The sequence below is a fragment of the Alphaproteobacteria bacterium 33-17 genome (assembly GCA_001897445.1).
In the GTDB taxonomy this organism is placed as follows: Bacteria; Pseudomonadota; Alphaproteobacteria; order Rickettsiales; family 33-17; genus 33-17.
In genome coordinates this window covers 1-23,154 of sequence record MKSX01000022.1, presented here as the reverse complement: position 1 = coordinate 23,154, position 23,154 = coordinate 1, and the positions used below count along the sequence as shown (strand labels likewise).

Below are 23,154 nucleotides of genomic sequence, written 5' to 3'. Positions count from 1 at the left end.
ACCTCAATATAAATTTTCATTGGATAAATTGTAAAGTTATGATATGTTTGCAAACCAATTATTAGTAATTATTAATTCTCCTCAAAATATAAGTAGTATGTTAGGCAGAAATCAGATTCGTGAAGTTATTCAGGAAGATACAGGTGTCTTCCAAATCAAGTCAATTGTAGCATCTTTTAAGGGTGATGAGCCATATTGCGGTGCGCCTGCTATTTTTGTTAATTTTGGTGGGTGTAACCTTGCATGTAACTTTTGTGATACAGATTTTGAAGACTTCATAGATATGAAAAACGATGAGATCATACAAAAAATTAATGGTCTTTCACTCAATAATCAGGGTAAAAGAGTAAGAAATCTGGTGGTTTTAACAGGTGGTGAACCTCTAAGGCAGCCAATTAGTCATTTATGTAACCTGATTGTTGATCAGGGCTTTGCTGTGTTAATTGAGACTAATGGAACTATTTTCAGAAATATAAGCCCTAAATGCGAAATTTTAATATCACCAAAAAATACAGGTTCGGGTTATAGTTTTATACGTGATGACCTTTTAAGGCGTGCAATAGCCATAAAATTTGTAATTTCAAAATCCCACCCTTTATATCAAAAAGTCCCGGATATTGGTCAGTCAAGGTATAACACAAAGGTCTACTTACAGCCCATGGACGAGTTTGATATAATTAAAAATTTAAATAATTTGCAATATATACTGGAAATTGCGGAAGAAACAGGTTATTATTATAATATTCAAACACAAAAAATTATTGGATTAAGCTAAAATGCAACCGGAATTATTTTTAAAAGAATTTCCAGTATTAGATCTGGATTCAAGAATTACATTAAGAGAGCTTTCGGTAGAAGATGCTCAGGAATACTATATATTTATGAATCATCCGGATGTATCAAAATATTTAGCTAGCGAAGACATCCCTACTTCAATAGAGCATGCCAAGCATGAACTTAACTACTGGATTGGGCTTTTTAGGAATAAATACAGTATTTACTGGGGCATAGTACTTAAGGAAGATAACAGGCTAATTGGCACATGCGGATTTAATAACTGGAACTTCAGGCACGACAGAGCGGAAATAAGCTACGATATTAATCCTGATTTCTGGAATCAGGGAATTGCAACTAAAGTAAGTAAGAAACTTACAGAATTTGCCTTCAAAGAAATGAATGTAATTAGGGTGCAGGCAACTGTTGAAAAAAGCAACTATGCTTCTATGAGGGTGCTTGCAAAATCTGGTTATGTAAAAGAAGGCACACTAAAGCAATACGCTAAGTTAAGTACTGGTCAGTGCGACTTCCATATGTTTGCAGCAGTCAGAAAGTAATTAGGCATAAAATTACTTTTTTGGGCTATTTCCTTTTGTAATGTTTTGCTGATTATTTACTTGTGCAGTCCATCCTGTTTCTCTATTTATATCATTACCTTCTATACTTACTCTAACTTTAGACCAATCTATATCTGGGTTGTTTTCTATCTGTCAGGCTTATTAATTATATATTAATGTCGTTTTTATGCTGATTTTGAGGTTTTTGATTTAAAACCTGAGTCTGCCAATGTTTTTGTTTTTTGCCATTAACAGTTTTATTAACATGATTATAAGTAATATTATAATTATTTATATTTTCATTAGTTTGCTGATCAATATTTCGTCCATGACCTATTCCTATTATATCTCCCAAAGACTTAGCAAACTCTTCAAGTTTCCAAAATCTTTTTGCTTTATAAGCTGCATACATTCCGCCAATAAACTTTGGTGTTGCGTATGATGCTAATGCTATTCCCACGCATACTATAGCAGATAATTGCATATAAATAGCTAATCCTGTAAGTGCAACTGCGCCTATAATACTGATAGCAGTTAACATTCCAGAGATATTAAGGTATTTGTTTTTTGCCATATCTCTCTTGGAAGGGTGTGGCTTTTGGTTAGGTGTGTCCTTTCCACCTTTAAATCCTCTAAATGCTAAAGGTAGTGCTGGCTTTCCAGTATTGTTGGGCTGATTAGCTGGTTTTGTGTTATTAACTGACTTTGGAGGAGTAGCCTGATTTGAGGGTGTAGTTATTTTCGTTGATGGGTTTATCTGAGGTGTTGTTGTATTTCGCCAGTAAGTTTTTGCTGGAATATCGTATGTTCTGTCCTTTGAATCCCTTATAACCTGAACTGTATGATTTTTAACTTCAAATCTATCCCCGGATAATTTTACTTTTGCATCTTCAAATCCTGCGCCGACAAAGAAACCATCAAATTTCTTTTGAACTTGTAGCATGTTTGATGAGCCTGAAGGATCTGGGTAAATGCCATGTAAAGTGGTTGGTTGACTTGCTATTTTGCTTCCATTTGGCTTTACTTCATCGGAAATATTGGTTACTACATTCCAGTCGCCCATAACACCATTTAAACCCACGTTAGGAGCATGGTTTGTATCACCACCCATAATGCATAATATACCATTATCAGCATAATGTTGCTGGATTTTATCAAGTTCAGCTTGTTGTTCTGAATGTAAAAGATAATCTAAATGCAAGTTACAAAGTGCTACTGCTATTCCTGTAGTATGGGCAAATTCTACTAATTGTCCTTTAAAACTACTATTATTTACTTTTACAGCCCCTTTAATATCAGGATTGCCATTTGCTAATGAGGGATTAATTTTAGTTGGATTATATAGTATAACCAAATCTCTGTCGGTTATATGATTTTTAGCACTAAATTCTAGAACTTTCCAGCCTCTAGCCTCAAGTTGACTTTTAAAGCCTAAGCTCAAATCCGTCAAAAAATCTGCTTCCTGAAGTAATACAAAATCAGTATCATCAAATAATTTGTTAATTTCCTCAACCTGCTTTTTTTTCCTCTCGTTATACTGTTCAGGTGTTTCGCTCACATTGGCAGGATTATTTGCGAAACGTTTTCTATATTCATCTGCAATATTCCTGCATTTATTTTGAACGTTCCAGGTTGCACCTTTAATTGTTGCATGAGAGGTTGTAACTTCAATTTTTTGTATAGCATGGTCTGACGTATATCCGCCCATATAATCAATAAATTTGTTTTCTATACTAGATTTCGACATTTTAGCCCTGTATTAATGAATTTTCATATACTTAATATTATATTCAAAATCGTTAAATTTGTCAAGATAGATTGATAATTTATTAATTTCTAATGTGTGGATAAATGTAATATGTAAAATTACATATTAATATCTAAATTTTAATAAATATTGCCAAAATACCCTTAAAATGATAAAAAACACTAAAATTATAATTAATTCGGTTCTTATATTATGAAAAAATTTGGCGTTGTAGCCATTGTCGGCTCTCCAAATGCAGGAAAATCTACATTACTCAATAATTTAGTAGGGGTGAAAATATCAATCGTATCCCCAAAGGTACAAACAACACGCAGCACCATGAAGGGAATTTGCGTAAAAGGTGACTCACAAATAGTATTTATGGATACTCCAGGAATTTTCAGGCCACAAAAAAAGTTAGAAAAAACAATAGTTAAGCATGCTTGGAGCGGCGCGCATAATGCTGACGTAATACTATTAATTATAGATAGTACTAAAGGTATTACAGAAAATGATGAAATGATCATTAAAAGCATATCTAAAGAAGAAGTGCCATGCTATGTCGCCCTAAATAAAGTCGATAAAATAAAAAAGGACAAGCTTTTTAATATGGCTGAGAAGCTTGCTGAGTTTAATGTTTTTAAAGAAATCTTTATGATTTCAGCGCAAACAGGTGAAAGAGTAGACGTACTTACAGACATTCTTTTTGACAGCATGCCTGAAGGTGAATGGCAGTTCAGTGAAGATGAAATGACGGATGCGCCAATGAAATTTATTGCTCAGGAATTTACCCGAGAGCAGATTTTCTTGCTCTTAGATAAAGAGTTACCTTATAATATGGCAGTGGAAACTGATAAATGGGAAGTCGATGAAAATGGCAAAACTATTATTTATCAGACAATATATGTTATAAAGGACTCACAAAAAGCGATCGTATTGGGTAAGGGTGGGTCTATGATTAAAAAGATTGGTATGAACTCTCGGAAGAATATTCAAAAATTGCTAGATGGACCTGTACATTTACAGCTTTTTATTAAAATTAAGGAAAATTGGGTAGAAATTCCTGATTTATGCTTATAAATAAGTGTAAAAAAGTCATATATATGAAAGTCTTAGGCATTGAAACAAGCTGCGATGAAACATCTGTAGCAATTGTTGATGAACATAAAAACATACTATCCCATAAAATTTACTCTCAAATCAAGGAGCATGCTAAATATGGCGGGGTTGTGCCAGAAATAGCTGCAAGATCACATGTTGAGGTTTTGCCAAATTTAATTAAAGATGCCTTAGATGGTGCAAATGTAACGCTAAATGATATAGACGCCATAGCTGCGACCAGAGGGCCAGGCTTAATAGGTGGCTTATTAGTTGGGCTTATGACTGCAAAAGGGATCGCTGCATCAATTGATAAACCCTTAATCGGGGTAAATCACTTAGAGGGACATGCACTAACTGTAAGGCTTACAAATGAGGTTGAGTTTCCATTTCTATTATTATTAGTTTCAGGTGGACATTGTCAGATTCTATTAGTTAAGGGGGTGGGTCATTACCAAAAGCTTGGTACAACCCTAGATGATGCCATAGGCGAAGCATATGATAAAGTTGCAAAAATGCTTGGTCTTGGATATCCTGGGGGGCCTATAATTGAGCAATACGCTAAAAGAGGTAATCCGCATAAATACAGTCTTCCAAAGTCTATGGTCGGTAGAGAGGGATGTGACTTTTCCTTATCTGGTTTAAAAACAGCGGTAAGAAGAATAATTGACGAAATAGAGATAACTGAAGATGTAAGGTGTGATATTGCTGCATCATTTCAATACACAGTTGCGCACATTATCAAGGACAGATTAACAAATGCTATTGATATTGTTGAAAATTTAAGTATAAAAACTTTAGTTGTTGCAGGTGGGGTAGCTGCAAACCAGTATTTAAAAAATGAAATTTCTACCTTAATAGCTTCTAAAGGAATGGAAATGGTGGCTCCGCCCCTTAAGCTTTGTACCGATAATGCAGCTATGATTGCCTGGGTAGGAATTGAAAAATTAAGGCTTAATCAGCTTGATTCTCTGGACATAGAACCCAAATCAAGATGGCCATTAGATGAAAATTTTGTATAAGTATGCAAAATATAAAGAAAAAAAAATTGAAATGGTTAATTTTTTAATATATTATAAAAATATAAACTGGGAAAAAATATGGCTGAAAACAAGACAAAAGAAGTAATAACCGTTAAATCAGGTGAAGTAATCAGTGAAGTAAAGAACTGGTATTACGATCGCTATTCTAACGTATTGGCTCAAAGAAACTTGTTTTTGCTAATTATTATTTTACTTATTATAGGATGTATTGTGGGTTTAATTTATATTAAAGAACTGACTCTTGCTAGAACTGTAAAGCCTTTTGTAATTCAGGTTGAAGAAAATACTGGCATTACAACCGTTGTTGACAGTGCTAATATGAATAACTATATGACACGTAATGAGTCAATCAAGAATTACTTTATTGTTAAGTACATTAGAGCAAGAGAAACTTATAATAATGCAGACTATGAATATCAATTTGATACAGTAGCAAGGCTGCTTTCTTCGCCGAATGTATATCAGCCATTTAAAAGATTTTTACTAGATCAAAAGCAAAGTCCGATATATTTATACGGTGCAAGAATTTATACAACGATTTTAATTAAGTCCATTCAATATAATGATCAGGGAAATGTTGCAACAGTAAGATTCAGAATTAATGAAAACGGCGAAAGCTTTAGAGTTTTCAACAAAATTGCAACACTTCAGTTTGACATTGCAAATATGACTCTTTCAGCGGAAGAAAGATTCGTAAATCCAATTGGTTTTAAAGTGACATCTTATAGAGTAGATGAGGAGATTGTACAATGATAAGAGCGATAAAATTAATGTTATTAGCTGTATTGCTATTTGCATCTAATGCAATTGCATACGATGTTTCTAAAACAGATAGCAGGGTGAAAACTTTTGTATATGATGAAAATGATATATACAAAGTAGTTATGCATACTGACTTCCAGACAGTAATCGAGCTTGGTCTTGATGAAACAGTGCAGGGTTATTCTTTTGGTAATCCATATGCATGGTCAATTGAAGCAGATGGCAGAATGATTATAATAAAGCCTCAAAAAGAGTTTGTTCACACAAACCTTATGATTGTATCAAATAGAAGAACGTATAATTTTGATATTTTCTCGAAATTGCCTGAAGCAAAAGTAGATGATGACTTAGCTTACGTTGTAAGATTCTATTATCCTGATGAACCAAAAAAATAGGCGGGAATTATCATGTCAAAAGATAAAAACAACCCAAATAATAAAAATGAACTCGATGATGAGTTTGAGAATCCTGAAGTAGAGCGTGGTTTATCTTCAGTTGCTGCAATGCCAGGTAAAAATATTGCTATAATAGTAGTATTCGTTGTTATGATGGGCTTTATTTCGTATAATTTCTTTTTCTCAAGTCCTGAGCCAAAGAATACAAAAGATATGCCAAAGATTGAAGATGTTAAGGCTGTATCTCCTCCGCCTGTTGATGTATCTAAGTCTACATTACCTTCAGTACCGGCAATGCCAGAAGCGCCAAGAGTTATAGAGCCAGAGCCAATTGTGGTTGCGCCTGCGGTTCCAGAGCTTCCAAGAGCAGAACCGATTGCTCTTCCTATTGTTCCTGAAATTCCTGCTGTTAGTCAGCCTAGAATTGAAACAAATAATGAGCAGCTTCAGCAAAGAAGAAAGTCAGCAATTATGTTAGGCGGTGGCGGTGCTTCAGAAACTCCTGAAGAATCAAAGAAAAAAGAGCAGTTAAGACTTGCATCTCAGGTAATTACTCCTGATTTCTCGCCAACTAAAACTTCGGCAGAGCAAGTTAAGGCTTCGCGTATTGGTGAAACAGACTATACAGTTGCACAAGGTAAAATTATTGATGCTATCTTAGAGACTGCAATTAACACAGATATGAAAGGTTATATCAGAGGTGTTGTAAGCCGTGACGTATATGGTGAGTCTGGAAGAGCAATCATGATTCCAAAGGGTTCAAGACTAGTTGGTAACTATTCAGCTGAAATTAAACGTGGTCAAAAGAGAGTGACCATTGTCTGGAGCAGGATTATTAGACCAGATGGTGTAGATATTATGGTTGATTCACCAGGTATTGATCAAATCGGTAGAGCAGGGGCAGAAGGCTTTGTTGATAATAAATACTTTGAAGTTATGTCAAATGCTATTCTTTTATCTGTTATCACTTATGCGGTTTCGTACCAAGCTGAGCAATATACAAATCAGCAACAAACTCAAGGTCAAACACAGACCATTACTACAACAAATCCTACAACTGGCGAGGTTACTCAGACAACAATTCAGCCTGAGAAAACAATTGGTCAAAAATCATTATATGATTCACAGCAAAATATTAATGATGCTGCTAAAAATATTGCGAAAGGCAGCCTTGATGAAAGACCAACCATTACAGTTGATCAAGGTACAAGAATTAAGGTATTTGTGAAAAAAGATCTATTATTCCCTAAGAATAAATCTTTAATTAAAAAGTATTAGTAGTTATGACTAACTTTACCGCACTAGAAACATATCTGACCCCCTTTAATAGCATTTTTGCTGAAGAAGGGGTGTCGGAAATTTCGGTAAATGTTCCGGGTGAGGTATGGATAGAAAAACGCGGGGATATGCGTAATGAAGTTATTCCCGAGCTTAATTTAGAGCATTTAAAGTCGCTCGCGCGTTTAGTTGCTCAATCTACTGAGCAAAAAGTAAGTGAAGAAAACCCATTGCTTTCAGCAACTTTACCAAATGGTTTCCGTATTCAGATAGTATTCCCACCTGCATGTGAAGCTGGTACTATTGCTATGTCTATCAGGAAAGGTTCAACAGAGCGTTATACATTTGATACATATGAGCAGCGCGGTGCTTTTGATATGACAGCCACAGGTGAAGTTGAAGATCCGCTCGACAAAGAGCTTGCAGATCTGATGCAAACTCATAAGATTCGTGAGTTTTTAAGTAAAGCTATTAAGGGTAAAAAAAATATTATAATAAGTGGTGGTACGTCTACTGGTAAAACAACCTTTACAAATGCTGCTCTTTTAGAGATTCCAACAGAAGAAAGACTTATTACAGTAGAAGATGCAAGAGAGGTATTACTGCCAAATCATAAAAACAGGGTACATTTGCTTGCTTCCAAAGGTGGGCAGGGTAGAGCAAAAGTCACTACTCAAGATCTTATTGAAGCGTGCCTAAGGCTCCGTCCTGATAGAATTATTGTAGGTGAGCTTAGAGGAGCAGAAGCTTTCAGCTTTTTAAGGGCTATAAATACTGGTCACCCAGGATCAATTTCAACCCTCCATGCTGATACGCCAAGAATGGCAATGGAGCAACTAAAGCTTATGGTAATGCAGGCAGGTCTTGGCATGCCACCAGCTGAAATCAAGGATTATATACGTTCTGTTATAGATATAGTGGTTCAGCTTAAGCGTGGATCGGGCGGCAGACGCTATATTTCTGAGGTATATTTTAAAGGTTATAATAATATAACGCCTTCACCATCTCAAGATTCTTAAACTTTGTATACAAATCAGTTAGATAATGCCAATGTTAATTAAAAGTTAATATTTGATTGACATTTTGCGATTTTTACATTATAATTAAGCCAAATTTTTAAAATAGGCGTGATTATGGCTAAAAGTAAGCAAGAAGTTCTAGAACTTGTATTAAATGCTCAATATGATGAACAAAATTGGAATGAATTTGAAAATTATTTAAATCAAGGTGAATATACACCTGCTGATTTAAATCAAATAGGCAACAATAGTTTTACGCTATTACATCATGCTGTTTTCCATAGAAGTAAAGAATCAATTATGTTACTTATCGCAAAAGGAGCTAATATAGAAGCTCCAGATAACAATGGTGTAACTCCACTTGGTTATGCTGCAATACGTGGTAAAAAAGAAGTGGTAGAATTATTATTATCAACAGGAGCTAAAATAGAAGCTCAAGATAATAAAGGCGGAACACCTTTATTATATGCATTACTTTCAGATAGATCAAATGATGAGACAATTAAAACTCTAATTAAAGCAGGTGCAAAGCTTATTGCTTCAACTTCTACAAAAGCTAGATTAGATAAATTAGTAGAAGAAGTTAATCAAGAACAAAATCCAGCGCCACAACCTATTATTCCTCCTGCCAAGTCTGACAATAAAGCATTAGAAGATTTAAAAAGTATTTTAGAAGGAACAGATTTAACAAGAGAAGTATTTGATCGTGTTCACGAAAATATTTTGAAGCACATGTATAGTATTGATGATTTGAATAAAAAACATAATAATACTCACTTTCTTTTAAAAGCTGCATCACAACACAGATGGGATATAGTTGAAACTTTAATTGATACCCAAGGTATTGATTTAAATGCACAAGATGTAGCGAATAATCAATATGACAAATCATTCATCCATTACTTAGTAGAAAACTATCAGTATGATTTAATTACAAAGCTTAAAGATAAAAATATTAATCTCAATGCTATTAACAAAGATAATAAAACCCCTTTATATATAGCTGTTGAAAAAAATGATTTAGAAATGGTTAAGCGTTTACTAGATCATGGCGATAAAATAGACGTAAACGCCCAAAATGGTACTCACGGTTCAGCGTTGCATTTTGCGGTTAAAGAAAAGAGAGTTGAAATTGCTAAAGCATTATTATCACATAAAAATATAAATAAAGGTGGTACACTAAGCGATTTAGCTAAGTATTCAGGGAACGAAGAGTTAAGAAAATTATTTGGACTGAGTACAACACCACTTCATGATGCAATTGCAAATGGTGATAATAATGAATTAGATAAGCTTATTGAAAGTAAAAATGAATACTATGAATACTTAAGCGACTTTAAGTTACCTGTTGAGCTAGCAATTGATAAAGGCAATCTTTATGCGTATACCAAATTAGTGGAAGTTATATGTATAAATTCTGAGAAACTAAAAAAGCATTATAACCTCGCTGCAGAAGCAGGTCATGTCAATATTATGCAAGCAATACCAAGTGAACATATTGATCAAAATACAAAAGACGATGCTATTAGAAAAGCTGCAGCTGCAGGACATGAAAATGTTGTAGAATATTTAATGGATAATCTCGCAAGTATTACGGCAGGAGGCGTAAATGAAAATAATGCTTTACATATTGCTGTTGGACATGGACACTCGAAAGTAATTAAAGTTTTACTTAGCAGAAAGGAAGATGATGATATTTATAAGAGAGGTACATTACCTAATGCTAATAAAGCGAATCGATTGGATCAGGTTGTCAGATATGCGCATCAAACTTCTAATTCTAAAACAGAATATTTGAAACTTATGAATGTAGGCAATAAATCTTGTATAGAAATTGCACTAGAATCTCCTAATTCAAATGATGAGACTATCAAGCTTCTTCTTAAAGCTGGTGCTACAAAGCCAATTTTTTCAGAATCTCAAAAGGATAAGCAGGAAAGATTAGATAAGCTAGAAGAAGAAATAATGAAAGAAAAAGAAGCAGCAGCAAACGCAGCAGTTGGTCAGCCTAATGGCACTGGTTCTGCTCCTACGGGTGTAGCGCCGTCGGGTAATCCTGCTGGAACAACACCTCCTGCGCCTCAGGTTCCTAACCCTCCAGCGCCAACTCAGCTTAGTAAAGAAGTTGTTGTAAAGCATATGGATAGTAAGTTTAAAATATCATTCAGCTTTGCAAGTATTGTTAAAGTTGGTTTAACTTTGGCAAGAAGAGTTGGTATTGGTGCATTATTATTCAAAGGCATTAATAATATAATGCCGCGCCAGCTTGCTATCGGTATTTCGGCTGCTGCAAGTATAGCTTTCAATTACTATGCTCTTGAAAAGCGTAACTACTCACCAACATCTAAACTAGGCAAGTTTATATGCGAATATTTGTTAGGTGGTCGTAACAGCCTGGAAGACCAGAAAGTGGTTGAGCCTTACGTAGCAACTATACCACTGGATGTTAAAAGCGAAGCAAGAACACATATAGATCAAACAAGTTTGTTAGATATGGCTGTAGGCACAAGAAACACTCGCCAATATAAAGGCTTGTAATCATTTTACAATGCGGTAGGATATATTTAACTATAAATTATTCTACCGCATTTATTATGAAAGAAATTCTTGAATACCTTTTAAATAAAACATGTGATTTTTCAAACCCTGAAAGTAAAAATTTATTAAAACAAGATCCCAAGTGGCAGGAGTTTATTGATAACTCTCACTTATACAAAAGAAAGGAAATTTTAAGCAATACATCATCTGATGGTTATACAATATGGCATTTAGCAGCAATTATTGGTAAAATTGATATACTTCAGATAATGCTTGATAAAAAAACTGATATTAACCTTGAAATTACAAAAGGTGATCAGGGCTTTTCTGCATTGGTACTTGCTATTTTATACAATGAAAAGGAAATTGCGGAATTTTTGCTGAAGAATGGAGCGAAGTTATTTATTCCTCAAGATCAAACACCATATCATTATTTCGCTAAGTTTTTCACTACCGATATCAATCTTATAAATGACATTATTATAAGCCAATATTCAAATTATGATATTAACAGTGTTAATGAGAGCAATCAGACAGCTCTTTATTTTGCTGTCTGGTTACAAAACCATCAGTATATAAAATATTTGCTAGAAAATAAAGCCGATCCTGGTATTCCAGATGGTGATTCAAAGTTACCAATATATATTGCAGCTGAAAATCAAGATGAGCAAACTGTTAGGCTATTACTTGCGTACAATGCTAAATTTGATATTGAACAAAATTCTAATGCAGCACCTTACAAGTTAGCAAAACTTTATATAGAATCCATAAAAATCAAGATGGAACAGGAAATAGCCGAATCTGTTATAAACAAAACGGCCTCTAAGCAAAACGATAATCAAAATAAGCAAAAGGAAAATTCACAAGATTCACAAGTGCCGCTAGTAATTAATAAACAAACCTTATTACAGGAGCTTGATAAGTATTATACTCTGCAATTGAGTTTAATTAGTGCTTTTTTAGTCTGTATTAATTTAGCTAGAAGAGTGGCATTTGCTTCTTTAATTAATAATAACATTAGTATTTTGAAGCCATATACAAAAAATCTGCTGGATAATAAATTTATCAAAATAGGAATTTCTTACATAGCATCAAGTATTCTAAATTATTTTATTTTAGAAAAACGTAATTATGAACCTAAAGGATTTTTAAGTAAAATCTTTTTTAACTGTATTTTAGGTGGGCGTAATATTAGCAAAGATATAGAAACCATAAAACCTATGGCATCTAAGAATCTAAGTATTGAGGCTCAAAAAGCACTAGAAAACCATCCATATACGACCACTAAATGGGTAGACGTAGCTTTAGGTACAAGACCAATGAGAGATTATAATATCCCAAGATAATTAGTCTCTTATATTTTTATAGCAGAAGTCTTTAATCACTGGTACTATACTTTCTCTGAATTTACGACCGTTAAACACGCCGTAATGTCCTACGCCTTTTTGCAAATGGTAATGAGACCTGCTTTTTGGAATATGCGTACAAATATCTATAGCAGCTTTAGTTTGACCAATTCCAGATATATCATCAAGTTCACCTTCAATACAAAGCAATGCCGCATGTTTTACAGCCTCAGGCTTTACTTTTCTATCACCTACTAACATTTTTCCTTTTGGAAGATCAAAATCTTTGAATACTGTTTTAATTGTTTGCAGGTAGTATTCCGCTGTCACATCTAGTACCGATAAATATTCATCATAGAACTTAATGTGTTGATCTGCACTGTCACCATCACCAACAACTAAGTGCTGATAGAGTTTGAAATGTTCACCAACGTGACGTTGCATATTCATTGCCATAAAACCAAATAACTGTATAAATCCGGGATAAACAGGTCTACCAAATCCTGGGTAGTTAATAGGAACCCTTGTAATAACATTAGTTTCAAACCAGTTCATTGATCTGTTTTCAGCAAATTTTGTAACCTGAGTACTTGATTTACGTGCATCTACAGGTCCCCCCATCAAAATCATATTATCAACAGGCGTTCTTCCTTCTTCCTCAAGTAAGCAAACAGCTGCAAGAACTGGAACAACAGGCTGGCATACTGCCATAACCGATAAATTAGGTCCTAAATTATTCATGAAGTCTTTGGTGTAGTAAATATAGTCATCTAAATCAAATTTACCATGAGCCATAGGAACTTTAGATGCATCTATCCAATCAGTTATATATACGTCAAAATGAGGTAATGTATCCTTTACTGTCCCTCTAAGCAGAGTTGCATGGTGACCTGAAAGAGGCGCAACAATAAGTAATTTAGGTAAATTCTGATATTTTTCAGATATTTTTCTAAAATGTATTAAATTGCAGAATCTTTTACGCATTACCACATCTTCTACAATTTTAATGTCTTTAGTCCCGATCTTAACGCTATTAATACCAAATTCTGGCTTTGAATATTCCTTTAGGAATCTATCTGTAAATTCTAAATTAGCATTTAACAGTCTATCAATTTCTGTTCCTTTAAATATATTTAACGGACTTGATTGATAAACTTGCAGCATGTTTGCAAAATTCTTAAGAGGAAGAACGTTCTTACGAGAAAACTCTACCATGGTGTATAACATACTATTTTCTAATGGCGTAACAAACATAACTCCCTCCCGAATATACGTACTTACCTAATGCTTTTTATGATGGTCTCCACCTTTCATTTCTTTAAATATTGCTGTTGTTTCTACTTCTAAGTCCTTATCAAACTTAACTTTAAGATTCACTGGCTCTGATGTATCTATAGTGCCTTCTAGTTTCATAAACATTACATGCATTCCACCACGCTTTAAATGAACGACAGAATTGGCAGCAATGTCTATAGAATCAACTTTGTACATCTTCATTATACCACCTTCATGTTTCATATCATGAAGCTCTGTAATATTCTTAAATGGCGCTTCTACAGCTAATAATTTTAAATCTTCAGCACATTTATTTCTAATTGTCATAAATGACGATATCGAGTTCTTACCTTTTAAAGGCTTCGATATTACGGCATCAGATACTATAATATCCTGAGCGCTACATGCCAAAGCACTATTTACAAAAAAGGTAGATAAACATAAAAATGCTAAACTTATTCTCATAACAAAATCTCTCAAATTATCATTTAATTATACATTTGTTTTAATAAATTAACAATTGTATGTTTAAAGATTATAATAAAAGTTTTATACTTAATCAACATGTCGTTGAAAAATATAGAAAAATATTAATATATATTTTTTTAAGTTCACAAATCTGGTTTATAGTTACAAAAAGATGTATAATTATATATTTGATTAACTATTTATTGAGGTTCGCTATGGCATTAAATAAAAATAATACTAAAAAGCGAAAAGATTTTAACAAATTACTAGGTAAATCTAGTGATTATTCAGTTTTAAATTACTTTGTGAATAATCTTATTTCACAATATAAACTTAATTTACAGGCCTCTACTGACCCTGGTTTTGTAAGTTTTGTCAATCAACTGATGTGTAGTAAGTTTAATTCCTTACTTAGAATTACCGAGGGTTTTGAAAGCCCATTACATTTAGCAGTGTCACTGAACAACCCTGAATGGGTTAATACATTACTAAAGAATGGTGCGGATCCTAATTCAAGGTTAAGCACTCATAATAACACGCCTTTACATCTGGCTTGTGAAAAAATACCTGATGAGAATACTCTTAAAATTATCAGATTACTTTTAACTAATAAAGCTTACCCCAATTTAATGAATATTTTGTCTCAAATGCCTATTCAGGTACTTGCTCATAATATAACTATCAATAAACTAGAACTTTCTGAAAAAATGGAAGAAATTTTTGAGCTTCTTATAAACAGTAAGGCAGAGTACCTACAAACAGGATATAAAATTGATTTTTCATCTTCGCCATTTAGAATGGCGGCTTGCAGAAAGCATATTAATTTACTTAAGTATCTGATAAATAATAAATTATACTCTGAAAAAGTCTTAAAAGATACAATTTCGGCAACAAATGATTTTGAAACATTACTGGTTATTAGTACATATTCAGAAAATTTTGACCTAGGTAAAATTATCCTTAAAGACAGAGTAATCAGGAATGATAATTTACCAATGTTACTACTTAAAGCATGCTACAAGGCAAATTTATGTAAGAAAGGAGAGTATTCTGCAGTAGAGCTATTATTGGCTTTACGTGAGATGCAAACACACTTTAATAAAGATTTAATGTTTTCAAATACTTTTCATTTTATGAAAATTAATTTAGACCCTTACATTTTAGGATCCGTTACCAAAGAAGATGCCAATAAAACAGCAAAAAATATATGTAATGAACTTAATGAAATTTATAATCAATTTCAAAATGTTTATACTGCAATAACATTAATACCGAATGATAATATTATTATTTCATCTTTATATTCCATATCAAGCATTTTTAAAAGCATGATACGCAAACCGAATTTATCACCAAATGAACATATTTATTCAAATCATAAGGTTAAGGATGCTATCAAAATCGAATATGATCTGGGCAATACTGCACTTGTATGTAAACAAGATTTTGTTGGTAGTTTCCTGCAGAAAGCGGAGCCAGACCTTCCTAACGAAATTTGCTATAGAATCATGGCGATGACTGAAGAAAACTTAAGTAGCAACAATTTGGCGTTTGTTGATAGAGTTATAAGCACAAGAAGTGCGCAGATTTACAAAAGTCTCAGCGACTAACTTTTGGTTGATATTACATCGTGATAGGTATATTACCTTAATTTAATAAATATTATTAAGGTAATATATGCGCCGCCAACAAACTGTTGCTGAAATTTATTCAGATTTATATGAAGCTATAATAAGTGATAATGAGAAAGATTTAGAAAATTCTTTCAAAAATTTGAGTAAAACTGAGATAGAAAATATACCTAATAATATATACTTTCAAGCAATTGTAATTTCTGAAAACATATCGTTAAAACTAATTGAAAAAATCACTCCAGAAATATTAAAAGCTAATATTCAAAATAATCAAAATTGTAATATTTTTACAGAAGCTTGCGACTATAATTATCCAAAATTAATTGAAAAACTTACAGAATATTTAGGTAAAGAAAAACTACTGGAAATCTTAACTAGAGAAAATTACGGCTATAACCCTTTAGAAATTTTATGTGAAACGGGAAATGTTAAATCTGTAAGATTATTTATAAGTCTCTTTTCAAAAGATACTACAAATTTAATCATAAAAGGATATCGCAAAAATTATGCTTCTATTGGTAATGCTCTGAGATGCGGTCATATTGAAATTGCTCAAACTTTATTTGAGGCATTGTATACTGAGAATAAATTAGAAGCTTTAAAACACCTCTCATCTCCTGACTTTACTTTAGAAGAAATCATTAAAAAAGATTATATTGAATCTTTTAATTTTTTGTTGAGTAACATACAGCCAGAAAATAAGAACAGTTTTTTGCAGTTAGTTTTTAACTATGCCTGTATGTATGATAAACCCGAATTTGCCAAGCTATGTTTAGAAAAATCGCATAAAACAAGCCATTTAAGCATTGTTCGTGGAATTAAGAATAATTTTAGAAGCTTAGGATATCCAGCTGAGTCAGGTGAAATAGAAATATTTAAATTGTTAGATCAAACCATTTTAAAAGAAGCTTTGGTCTTTAATAATTTTTATGTACTTACTGAGGCTTATTTTAGTGGCAATTCTGAGCTATTTATCTTTTTAAGTAGTCAAATTTTGCCAGAAGATTTACATAAGTTTGCTATACTAAATGATTATCGCAGATTAAGAGTCGGATTTACTCGTTCTTATTTTATGAGTTTAATAAAGCCAATACAACTAGATTCATTAATTATCCTTTATAAAACCCTTACAAAAGCTGAAAAGGAAGAATTTATTAAATATAATCAATTTGAGGTATTTAGAGAAATATGCAAGCGCTCTAAGGCTGAAATAATAGAATTCTTTCTAAACGAAGTAGATGGAAATCTTAAACTTGAAATGATGATTAACGTTAGGGATTTAAAAGAAAAGTATGAAATATACAGATTATTTCCCGAAGGTATTGTGCAAATAATTAGCCAAGATTCTAATTGCAGAAAATTATTTTGGTCTTGTCGCCTTGGCTATACAAATATAGGAAGATATCTGCTGCATAAATTTTATAAAGAAGAAAAGGCAAAAGAGGATTCGGCAATTATTGACATTGATGACTGTCATTTCGTTTTAGAACATGCGTATCGCAAAGAAAATTTTGAATTGGTATCAGCTATTTTAAATACCGTAGGAAGGGATAAAATGGCTAATTATATAGTAGGTAAAGAATATAGTTTATTTCATGATGTAGCTAAATATGGCAAATTAGTTGCATTAATGGCATTATTTGAGGAATTCCCAGAGCTTACAGAAAATGTCCTATCAAGTAATGGTGGGCTTGTGCACGGTCACAATATGCTAATGAGCATACTTTATTATAAAAGAAGTAATATAGAGAAAATTCATTTTCTGTACTCTTTATCACCAGAAAAATTTAAAAATATGTTAAAGGAACGTAACTATTATGCTATTTACAAACTGAGTGACACTTATCATGGTAAAGATCAGATTCAAATAATAAGGTTTTTTCTAAACTTCATTCCTGAGATAGATTTAGAATTAGCAATAACTAGACCATTGTTAAACACGTATAGATATAACCAAGGTCATATCACAAAGGTATTATTAGCAGGAGTACCGCAAGATATCGCTAAAAAAGTTGCGCTCAAAACAACGTATCAAGATAATCAAATTATTGGCTTAAAGACACTTATAAATCATAAATGCATTGTGACACTTAAAGCTATTTTAGAGTCAGGAGCTTTAAGCACGGATAATATTTTAGAGCAAATTAAAAAATCTAAAAGAACTGAAAAAGAATTTTTCCAAATAATGCCCTGGATTAATTTAAGTATATATATCGATAAAATGGCAGGAATTGATTTATCGTATGTTATTGAAGAGCTGCAAAAGCAAAATTACTCTCCCGATAAATCTCTTCAAATTGCTATAAAGTATTTAGATGATTTTAAGGCGTTATCTCATATACCAAAATTAAACGATTTCTATGAAATAATATTGCAAAAAGATGATCAGGAGTTGCTTGAAAAATTCCAAAAGGATATCAAAGGATATCAGATATGTTATAGAAAAGATCATTTAAAAAAGTATTATCCTAAAGATAAAGTGCCTAAAGTAGAGCGAAATTTAGATAGTATGTTTAGGGATCTAGATGATGCCAACGAGGGAATAGCTAGAATAATTTAAAATTTTAAAGATAAGGTATATGAGATTAAAAATGGGTGAGCTGGGGGAAGTAAAAAAATAGTCCGGGGAACTATTTTTTTACTTAACACCCATTTTTAAGCGAATAAACGCTTTGGCGTTTTTCGCAATCAAATAAACATGATTCACATGTCCAGTTTATAAAAATAATTCTATTCAAGTTACAGAGATTTGCCCTTAATCTTATACACGTAGCTAATAACTTCCGCAACAGTTTGGTATAAGTCAAGTGGTATTGATTCATCAACTTCCACTAACCTGTGAAGATCACGGGCAAGGCTAGGGTTTTCAACAATCGGCACATTATTTTTAGTACCAATATCCCTAATTTTAAATGCCATATGATCCACACCTTTAGCAATAACCATTGGCGCTGGCATTGTCTGCGGATCGTACTGCAGCGCAACCGCATAGTGAGTTGGGTTAGTAATAATCACATCTGCTTTAGGAACATTGGCAAGCATACGCTTATTTGCACGCTCGCTACGCATTTTCTTAAGTTTAGCTTTAATTTCAGGGCTACCTTCGGTTTCTTTGTATTCCTCTTTAAGCTCGTGACGTGACATACGTAAATTTTGCATATAATCAAAGCGCTGATACAAATAATCGAAAATCGCCATAAAAAACAGTATGATTGCTACCGATAGCACCAGCTCTTTTGCCATAGAATGAATAAAAGTTATAACCGAGAAAATTTCATGATCATATATGGTTTTTAATCTTTTTAGAGAAGACTTTACAGTTAGATAACATATTACACCTGTAATAGTGAGCTTTATTAAGCCCTTAACAAGCTCCACAACTGTTTTTGTTGAAAAAAGTCTGCCTAATCCCTTTATTGGTGATATTTTTTCAAACTTAGGTATTAATGGCTCGGCTGAAAAATTGATCTGACCATTTTGTACAAATACAGAAACTATCGCCATAACCATTACTACACACGCAGGCACTAAAGATAGTAACATAAAATCTAAACTCACCTCATACAATATTTCTTTGAGTAAGTTTTCAGTAAGTCCAAATTCATCCGGGCGTTGTATATACTTTCGAAAATCGAAAATAGCTTGCCGACCTATAATAGGAAGACCTTGCCAAACTATAGCAACAATTGCCAAGAAAACCAGGAAGTTAGTAACTTCTTTTGAATATATTATTTGTCCACGTTTTAAGGCTTCCTCAAGCCGTCTGGGCGTGGGATCTTCGGTTTTTTGCGACTTGTCTTCGCCTTCTTCAGCCACTAATTTGTATACCAAAGTTAAAAATTAAAATATTATTTTAATATAACCATTTAAAACCTGCGGTAAACAAAATAATTGAAAAATTAAAATTTATCTCTATGATAGTATAAAGATAAATTTAACGAATTTACAAGGGTATAAATATAATGGGTAAACATACAGAAGAAAGTTTTAGAAAAAAATTTGAACGTAAATCAGTTGAATTTGATAAATTATTTCCAAATGCCAGAAGTGATATTAAAAAGCTTAAAAGACTTAGTGACTGTTACAAAATTACAGAAGAATTAAATAACAACGGTGAGAATCCAGATGCAATTAGAAGATTCTTAGAGTCGCACGGATGTAGTAAACTTTTTCCTCAAGAAAAATCTATTTATGAAAGAAATGATACTTTAAGAAACCTTGGTTTAGGTAGCTAGTCCAAAAAATTTATAAAAAAAAGCTATTTAAGTTATAAAAACCTAAATAGCTTTTTTTTTGTTATATTACAAGCCTTTATATTGGCGAGTGTTTCTTGTGCCTACAGCCATATCTAACAAACTTGTTTGATATATATGTGTTCTTGCTTCGCTTTTAACATCAAGTGGTATAGTTGCTACATAAGGCTCAACCACTTTCTGATCTTCAGCACTGTTACGTCCACCTAACACATATTCGCATATAAACTTGCCTAGTTTAGATGTTGGTGAGTAATTACCCTTCTCAAGAGCAAAGTAGTTGAAAACTATACTTGCGACAGCCGAAATACCGATAGCAAGAGGGCGCGGCATTAAATTCTTGATACCTTTAAATATTAATGCACCAATACCAACTCTTCTTGCTAAAGTAAAACCAACTTTAACAATATTTGTAAGGCTAAATGATGCCTTAAATTTACTGTTCATATGTTTCATAACAGCTTCTTTACTAAGCTGAACTGGCGCTTGTGGCTTAGGAACCTGAGGAGGGGTTGTGCCAGAACTACCTGTAGCTGCAGGAGCTGGAGCCGCAGGAGTCGCTGGAGTTGCTGTCGTAATAGGTGATGCTGGCGTTGTGACTGTAGTTGTGGAACCAGATGGCGGTGTCACTCCACGTAATGCAGCCCCCGTAGTCGTAACCGAATTTCCAGAAGTAGTGGTCGATGATGGTGTTACTGATTTATCAGGACTAGTCTTAGATAAATCTACTGGTGGAACTGGGGTGGGTACGGTTGTAGAATTATCATTATGTACAATATCATTCTTAATTAAAGCTTTTAAATGTAATTTAATTTGCTCATTTGTTATTTTTTCCACAAACTCAGTAGATAATACAGAAATTTTTTGTTTAATAATTGTGGCAATACGATGGCATGTTATTGTCTTATTAAATTCAATATTAGTAATATCAAGAATTGAGTTTAAATTATTATTTTCTTCAATATGCTTTTCAATAAGATATTTAATAAAAGTATCATTTAAACTTTCAGCTTTTAAGTTTTCAAAAATAAACATTGCTTTATTTTCATCTACATTAAGAGAATTGTATAAGAAATCTAAGTCAGCAACATAATTTACAGTTTCGCACACACTTTTAAATTGATTTACAATAACTTTGTTATAAAATTCCTGAGTTTTATCAATATGCTTAATTATTTCAAGTACAACATTGTCACTTGATTTTTTCATATAATCATTTAAAGCAAATTTAAAAACTTTCTCATTTACAAGTAATGGTAAAAGTTCATTATGTTTCTTACTTAAAGCTATAGAAAATAAAGATGGATATAAATTTCTATCTGTTTGTGCCTTATTGTCAATAAGCAACTTTGCTATTTCAACATTATCACTTTTTACAGCGAGGAAAAGAGCGCTATTTTTATCTTTATCAAGAAGCTCTAAATCTGCACCTTTAGAAATTAAGTATTTAGCAATTTCAAGATATGGTACAGGATTATTTTTGCTTGCTTTTGCAGCAGCCATAAGTGGTGTTGCTTTAGAAATAGACGCAACATTATTAACATCAACTCCACCTTCGACTAAAGTTTTAACAAGGTCAAAATTCGTATAAACTGCATAATGTAAAATTGTAAGTCCACTCGAATCTATACTAGATAATATGCTTTTTATTTGTTCTTCTGAAAACTTATTGCTTAATTCCTTTAGCTTTTCAATAAGTTCATTTGCTTTTGCATTTAAAAGAGTGAGATTTGTGGTTTTACCAGCTAAATCAATATACTCTTTAATTAATTCTACTGGAACATTATTTGAATCTTTTGCCATATGGTTCTCTGTATTATTATTGTTTTTATAGTTCTGTATTGTATTTAAAAGCTTCAGTAACTTTGTTAATGGTTGTTCGACCATTCATATAATTTCTAATAAATGTATATAAATGAGGTCTTAAAATTGCTTTTGTCATGACTGTATAGTTTATGATTTAATTGGGATATAATATCATAAAACAAGGTAATTATCAATATTGTAATTTAACTTTTTGTTAATATTAGCTAGTTAGATCTTAATATTTTTTTATGAAAAATATGGTTTTGAACCACTTAGAGCTATTTAATAGAAATAGCTCTATATCTTTTAAAAACTTTAATCAATCGAGGTTTATAGATTTCATTCCCATTCAAACCTCGATTTAGTAATTGATAAATCAAAAAAAGATTACAAGCCTTTATATTGGCGAGTATTTCTTGTACCTAAGGCTAAGTCAGTCCAGCTTGTTTGTTTTGGATGATTGTCAGCTGCAATTTTAGCGTCATCTGCCATATTATTAGCATTTTTATATGCATCAATTGCTTTTTGATCTTCTAAGCTGTTACGCCCACCTAAAACATATTCACATATGAACTTACCGAATTTAGATGTTGGTTTGTAGTTTCCTTTCTCAAAAACAAAGTAGTTGAAAGCGATACTTGCAGCAGCCGAAATACCGATAGCAAGAGGACGCGACATTATATTCTTGGTGCCTTTGAATAAAAATGCACCAATACCAATTCTTCTTGCTAAGGTCAAACCAACTTTAATAATGCTTTTAAGGCTAAATGATGCTTTAAACTTACTATCCATATGCTTTATAACAGCTTCTTTTCCTACCTGAGTTGGCGCTGGAGGGTTAGGAACCTGAGGAGGGGTTATGCCAGAGCTACCTGTAGCTGCTGGAGCTGGAGCAGGAGCCGATGGAGTTGCTGAAGTAGTAGGTGATGCTGGCGTTGTGACTGTAGTTGTGGAACCAGATGGTGGTGTTGCTCCATTAAACATAGTTCCAGTATATGGATCGAAATTTCTATAAGCAGCAGTTGGTTCTGGAGCCGTTGACTTACTAGAAGGCTGCTGAACTGGCACTTGTGGCTTGGGAACCGATGGAATCACACTGGTAGAAGCCGATGGTATTGGAGCCGAAGGAGCAACTCCAACGCCATTATTCTGACCAGC

The 23,154-nt window shown here is 32.9% G+C and carries 18 protein-coding genes and 1 pseudogene; 13 read left to right on the top strand and 6 right to left on the bottom strand.

Annotation, left to right across the window (positions count from 1 at the left end; genetic code table 11):
• Window positions 1-97 precede the first annotated feature (97 nt).
• Both BGO27_04655 and BGO27_04650 read left to right on the top strand, forming a co-directional pair.
• Window positions 98-775: a hypothetical protein gene (locus tag BGO27_04655; protein OJV13533.1), complete on the top strand. Its 678-nt coding sequence runs from the start codon at window positions 98-100 to the stop codon at window positions 773-775.
• A 1-nt stretch (window position 776) separates the two neighbouring features.
• Window positions 777-1,334 (top strand): hypothetical protein, encoded by a 558-nt coding sequence (locus BGO27_04650; GenBank protein OJV13481.1) that lies wholly within the window; start codon window positions 777-779, stop codon window positions 1,332-1,334.
• A gap of 166 nt (window positions 1,335-1,500) precedes the next feature.
• On the opposite strand, the gene BGO27_04645 is transcribed toward BGO27_04650, so the two are convergent.
• The gene (locus BGO27_04645; GenBank protein ID OJV13480.1) at window positions 1,501-3,081 is read right to left on the bottom strand and encodes a hypothetical protein; all 1,581 of its coding nucleotides are present in this window, start codon (window positions 3,079-3,081) and stop codon (window positions 1,501-1,503) included.
• 213 nt (window positions 3,082-3,294) lie between these two features.
• On the opposite strand from BGO27_04645, the gene BGO27_04640 reads away from it, so the two are divergent.
• The 8 genes from BGO27_04640 to BGO27_04605 all read left to right on the top strand — a co-directional run bounded on the left by BGO27_04640 (window position 3,295) and on the right by BGO27_04605 (window position 12,560).
• The gene (locus BGO27_04640) at window positions 3,295-4,161 is read left to right on the top strand and encodes a GTPase Era (protein OJV13479.1); all 867 of its coding nucleotides are present in this window, start codon (window positions 3,295-3,297) and stop codon (window positions 4,159-4,161) included.
• A gap of 23 nt (window positions 4,162-4,184) precedes the next feature.
• Complete coding sequence (locus tag BGO27_04635) at window positions 4,185-5,201, top strand: tRNA (adenosine(37)-N6)-threonylcarbamoyltransferase complex transferase subunit TsaD (GenBank protein OJV13532.1); 1,017 nt, start codon at window positions 4,185-4,187, stop codon at window positions 5,199-5,201.
• 78 nt (window positions 5,202-5,279) lie between these two features.
• The gene (locus BGO27_04630) at window positions 5,280-5,975 is read left to right on the top strand and encodes a hypothetical protein (GenBank protein OJV13478.1); all 696 of its coding nucleotides are present in this window, start codon (window positions 5,280-5,282) and stop codon (window positions 5,973-5,975) included.
• Window positions 5,972-6,379 (top strand): hypothetical protein, encoded by a 408-nt coding sequence (locus BGO27_04625; protein ID OJV13477.1) that lies wholly within the window; start codon window positions 5,972-5,974, stop codon window positions 6,377-6,379. The genes BGO27_04630 and BGO27_04625 overlap by 4 nt, the downstream gene beginning before the upstream one ends.
• 12 nt (window positions 6,380-6,391) lie before the next feature.
• A complete protein-coding gene (locus tag BGO27_04620; GenBank protein OJV13476.1) occupies window positions 6,392-7,657 on the top strand; it encodes a hypothetical protein in 1,266 nt (421 codons plus the stop codon).
• 5 nt (window positions 7,658-7,662) lie between these two features.
• Window positions 7,663-8,676 (top strand): P-type DNA transfer ATPase VirB11, encoded by a 1,014-nt coding sequence (locus BGO27_04615; GenBank protein OJV13475.1) that lies wholly within the window; start codon window positions 7,663-7,665, stop codon window positions 8,674-8,676.
• A 114-nt stretch (window positions 8,677-8,790) separates the two neighbouring features.
• Window positions 8,791-11,214 carry a hypothetical protein gene (locus BGO27_04610; GenBank protein ID OJV13474.1) on the top strand — a complete coding sequence of 808 codons (2,424 nt, stop codon included), beginning with the start codon at window positions 8,791-8,793 and terminating at the stop codon, window positions 11,212-11,214.
• A 56-nt stretch (window positions 11,215-11,270) separates the two neighbouring features.
• Window positions 11,271-12,560: a hypothetical protein gene (locus BGO27_04605; protein ID OJV13473.1), complete on the top strand. Its 1,290-nt coding sequence runs from the start codon at window positions 11,271-11,273 to the stop codon at window positions 12,558-12,560.
• Here BGO27_04605 and BGO27_04600 read toward each other — a convergent pair whose 3' ends face one another.
• Both BGO27_04600 and BGO27_04595 read right to left on the bottom strand, forming a co-directional pair.
• Window positions 12,561-13,787, bottom strand: coding sequence for a hypothetical protein (locus tag BGO27_04600; GenBank protein OJV13531.1), 1,227 nt, complete (start codon window positions 13,785-13,787; stop codon window positions 12,561-12,563). It abuts the gene before it with no gap.
• A 54-nt stretch (window positions 13,788-13,841) separates the two neighbouring features.
• Window positions 13,842-14,300, bottom strand: a complete 459-nt coding sequence (locus tag BGO27_04595; GenBank protein OJV13472.1) for a hypothetical protein — start codon at window positions 14,298-14,300, stop codon at window positions 13,842-13,844.
• Between the two features lie 218 nt (window positions 14,301-14,518).
• On the opposite strand from BGO27_04595, the gene BGO27_04590 reads away from it, so the two are divergent.
• Window positions 14,519-15,913 (top strand): hypothetical protein, encoded by a 1,395-nt coding sequence (locus tag BGO27_04590; protein OJV13471.1) that lies wholly within the window; start codon window positions 14,519-14,521, stop codon window positions 15,911-15,913.
• Window positions 15,914-15,980: 67 nt separating this feature from the next.
• Window positions 15,981-18,497 carry a hypothetical protein gene (locus BGO27_04585; GenBank protein ID OJV13470.1) on the top strand — a complete coding sequence of 839 codons (2,517 nt, stop codon included), beginning with the start codon at window positions 15,981-15,983 and terminating at the stop codon, window positions 18,495-18,497.
• A gap of 179 nt (window positions 18,498-18,676) precedes the next feature.
• On the opposite strand, the gene BGO27_04580 is transcribed toward BGO27_04585, so the two are convergent.
• Entirely contained in the window at window positions 18,677-19,753 is a 1,077-nt protein-coding gene (locus BGO27_04580; GenBank protein ID OJV13469.1) for a flagellar biosynthesis protein FlhB, read from the bottom strand.
• A gap of 146 nt (window positions 19,754-19,899) precedes the next feature.
• Here BGO27_04580 and BGO27_04575 point away from each other — a divergent pair, with 146 nt between their 5' ends.
• Window positions 19,900-20,172, top strand: a complete 273-nt coding sequence (locus tag BGO27_04575; GenBank protein ID OJV13468.1) for a hypothetical protein — start codon at window positions 19,900-19,902, stop codon at window positions 20,170-20,172.
• Window positions 20,173-20,238: 66 nt separating this feature from the next.
• Here BGO27_04575 and BGO27_04570 read toward each other — a convergent pair whose 3' ends face one another.
• Window positions 20,239-22,077, bottom strand: a complete 1,839-nt coding sequence (locus tag BGO27_04570) for a hypothetical protein (GenBank protein OJV13467.1) — start codon at window positions 22,075-22,077, stop codon at window positions 20,239-20,241.
• Window positions 22,078-22,383: 306 nt separating this feature from the next.
• Window positions 22,384-23,154, bottom strand: a pseudogene (locus BGO27_04565) (hypothetical protein).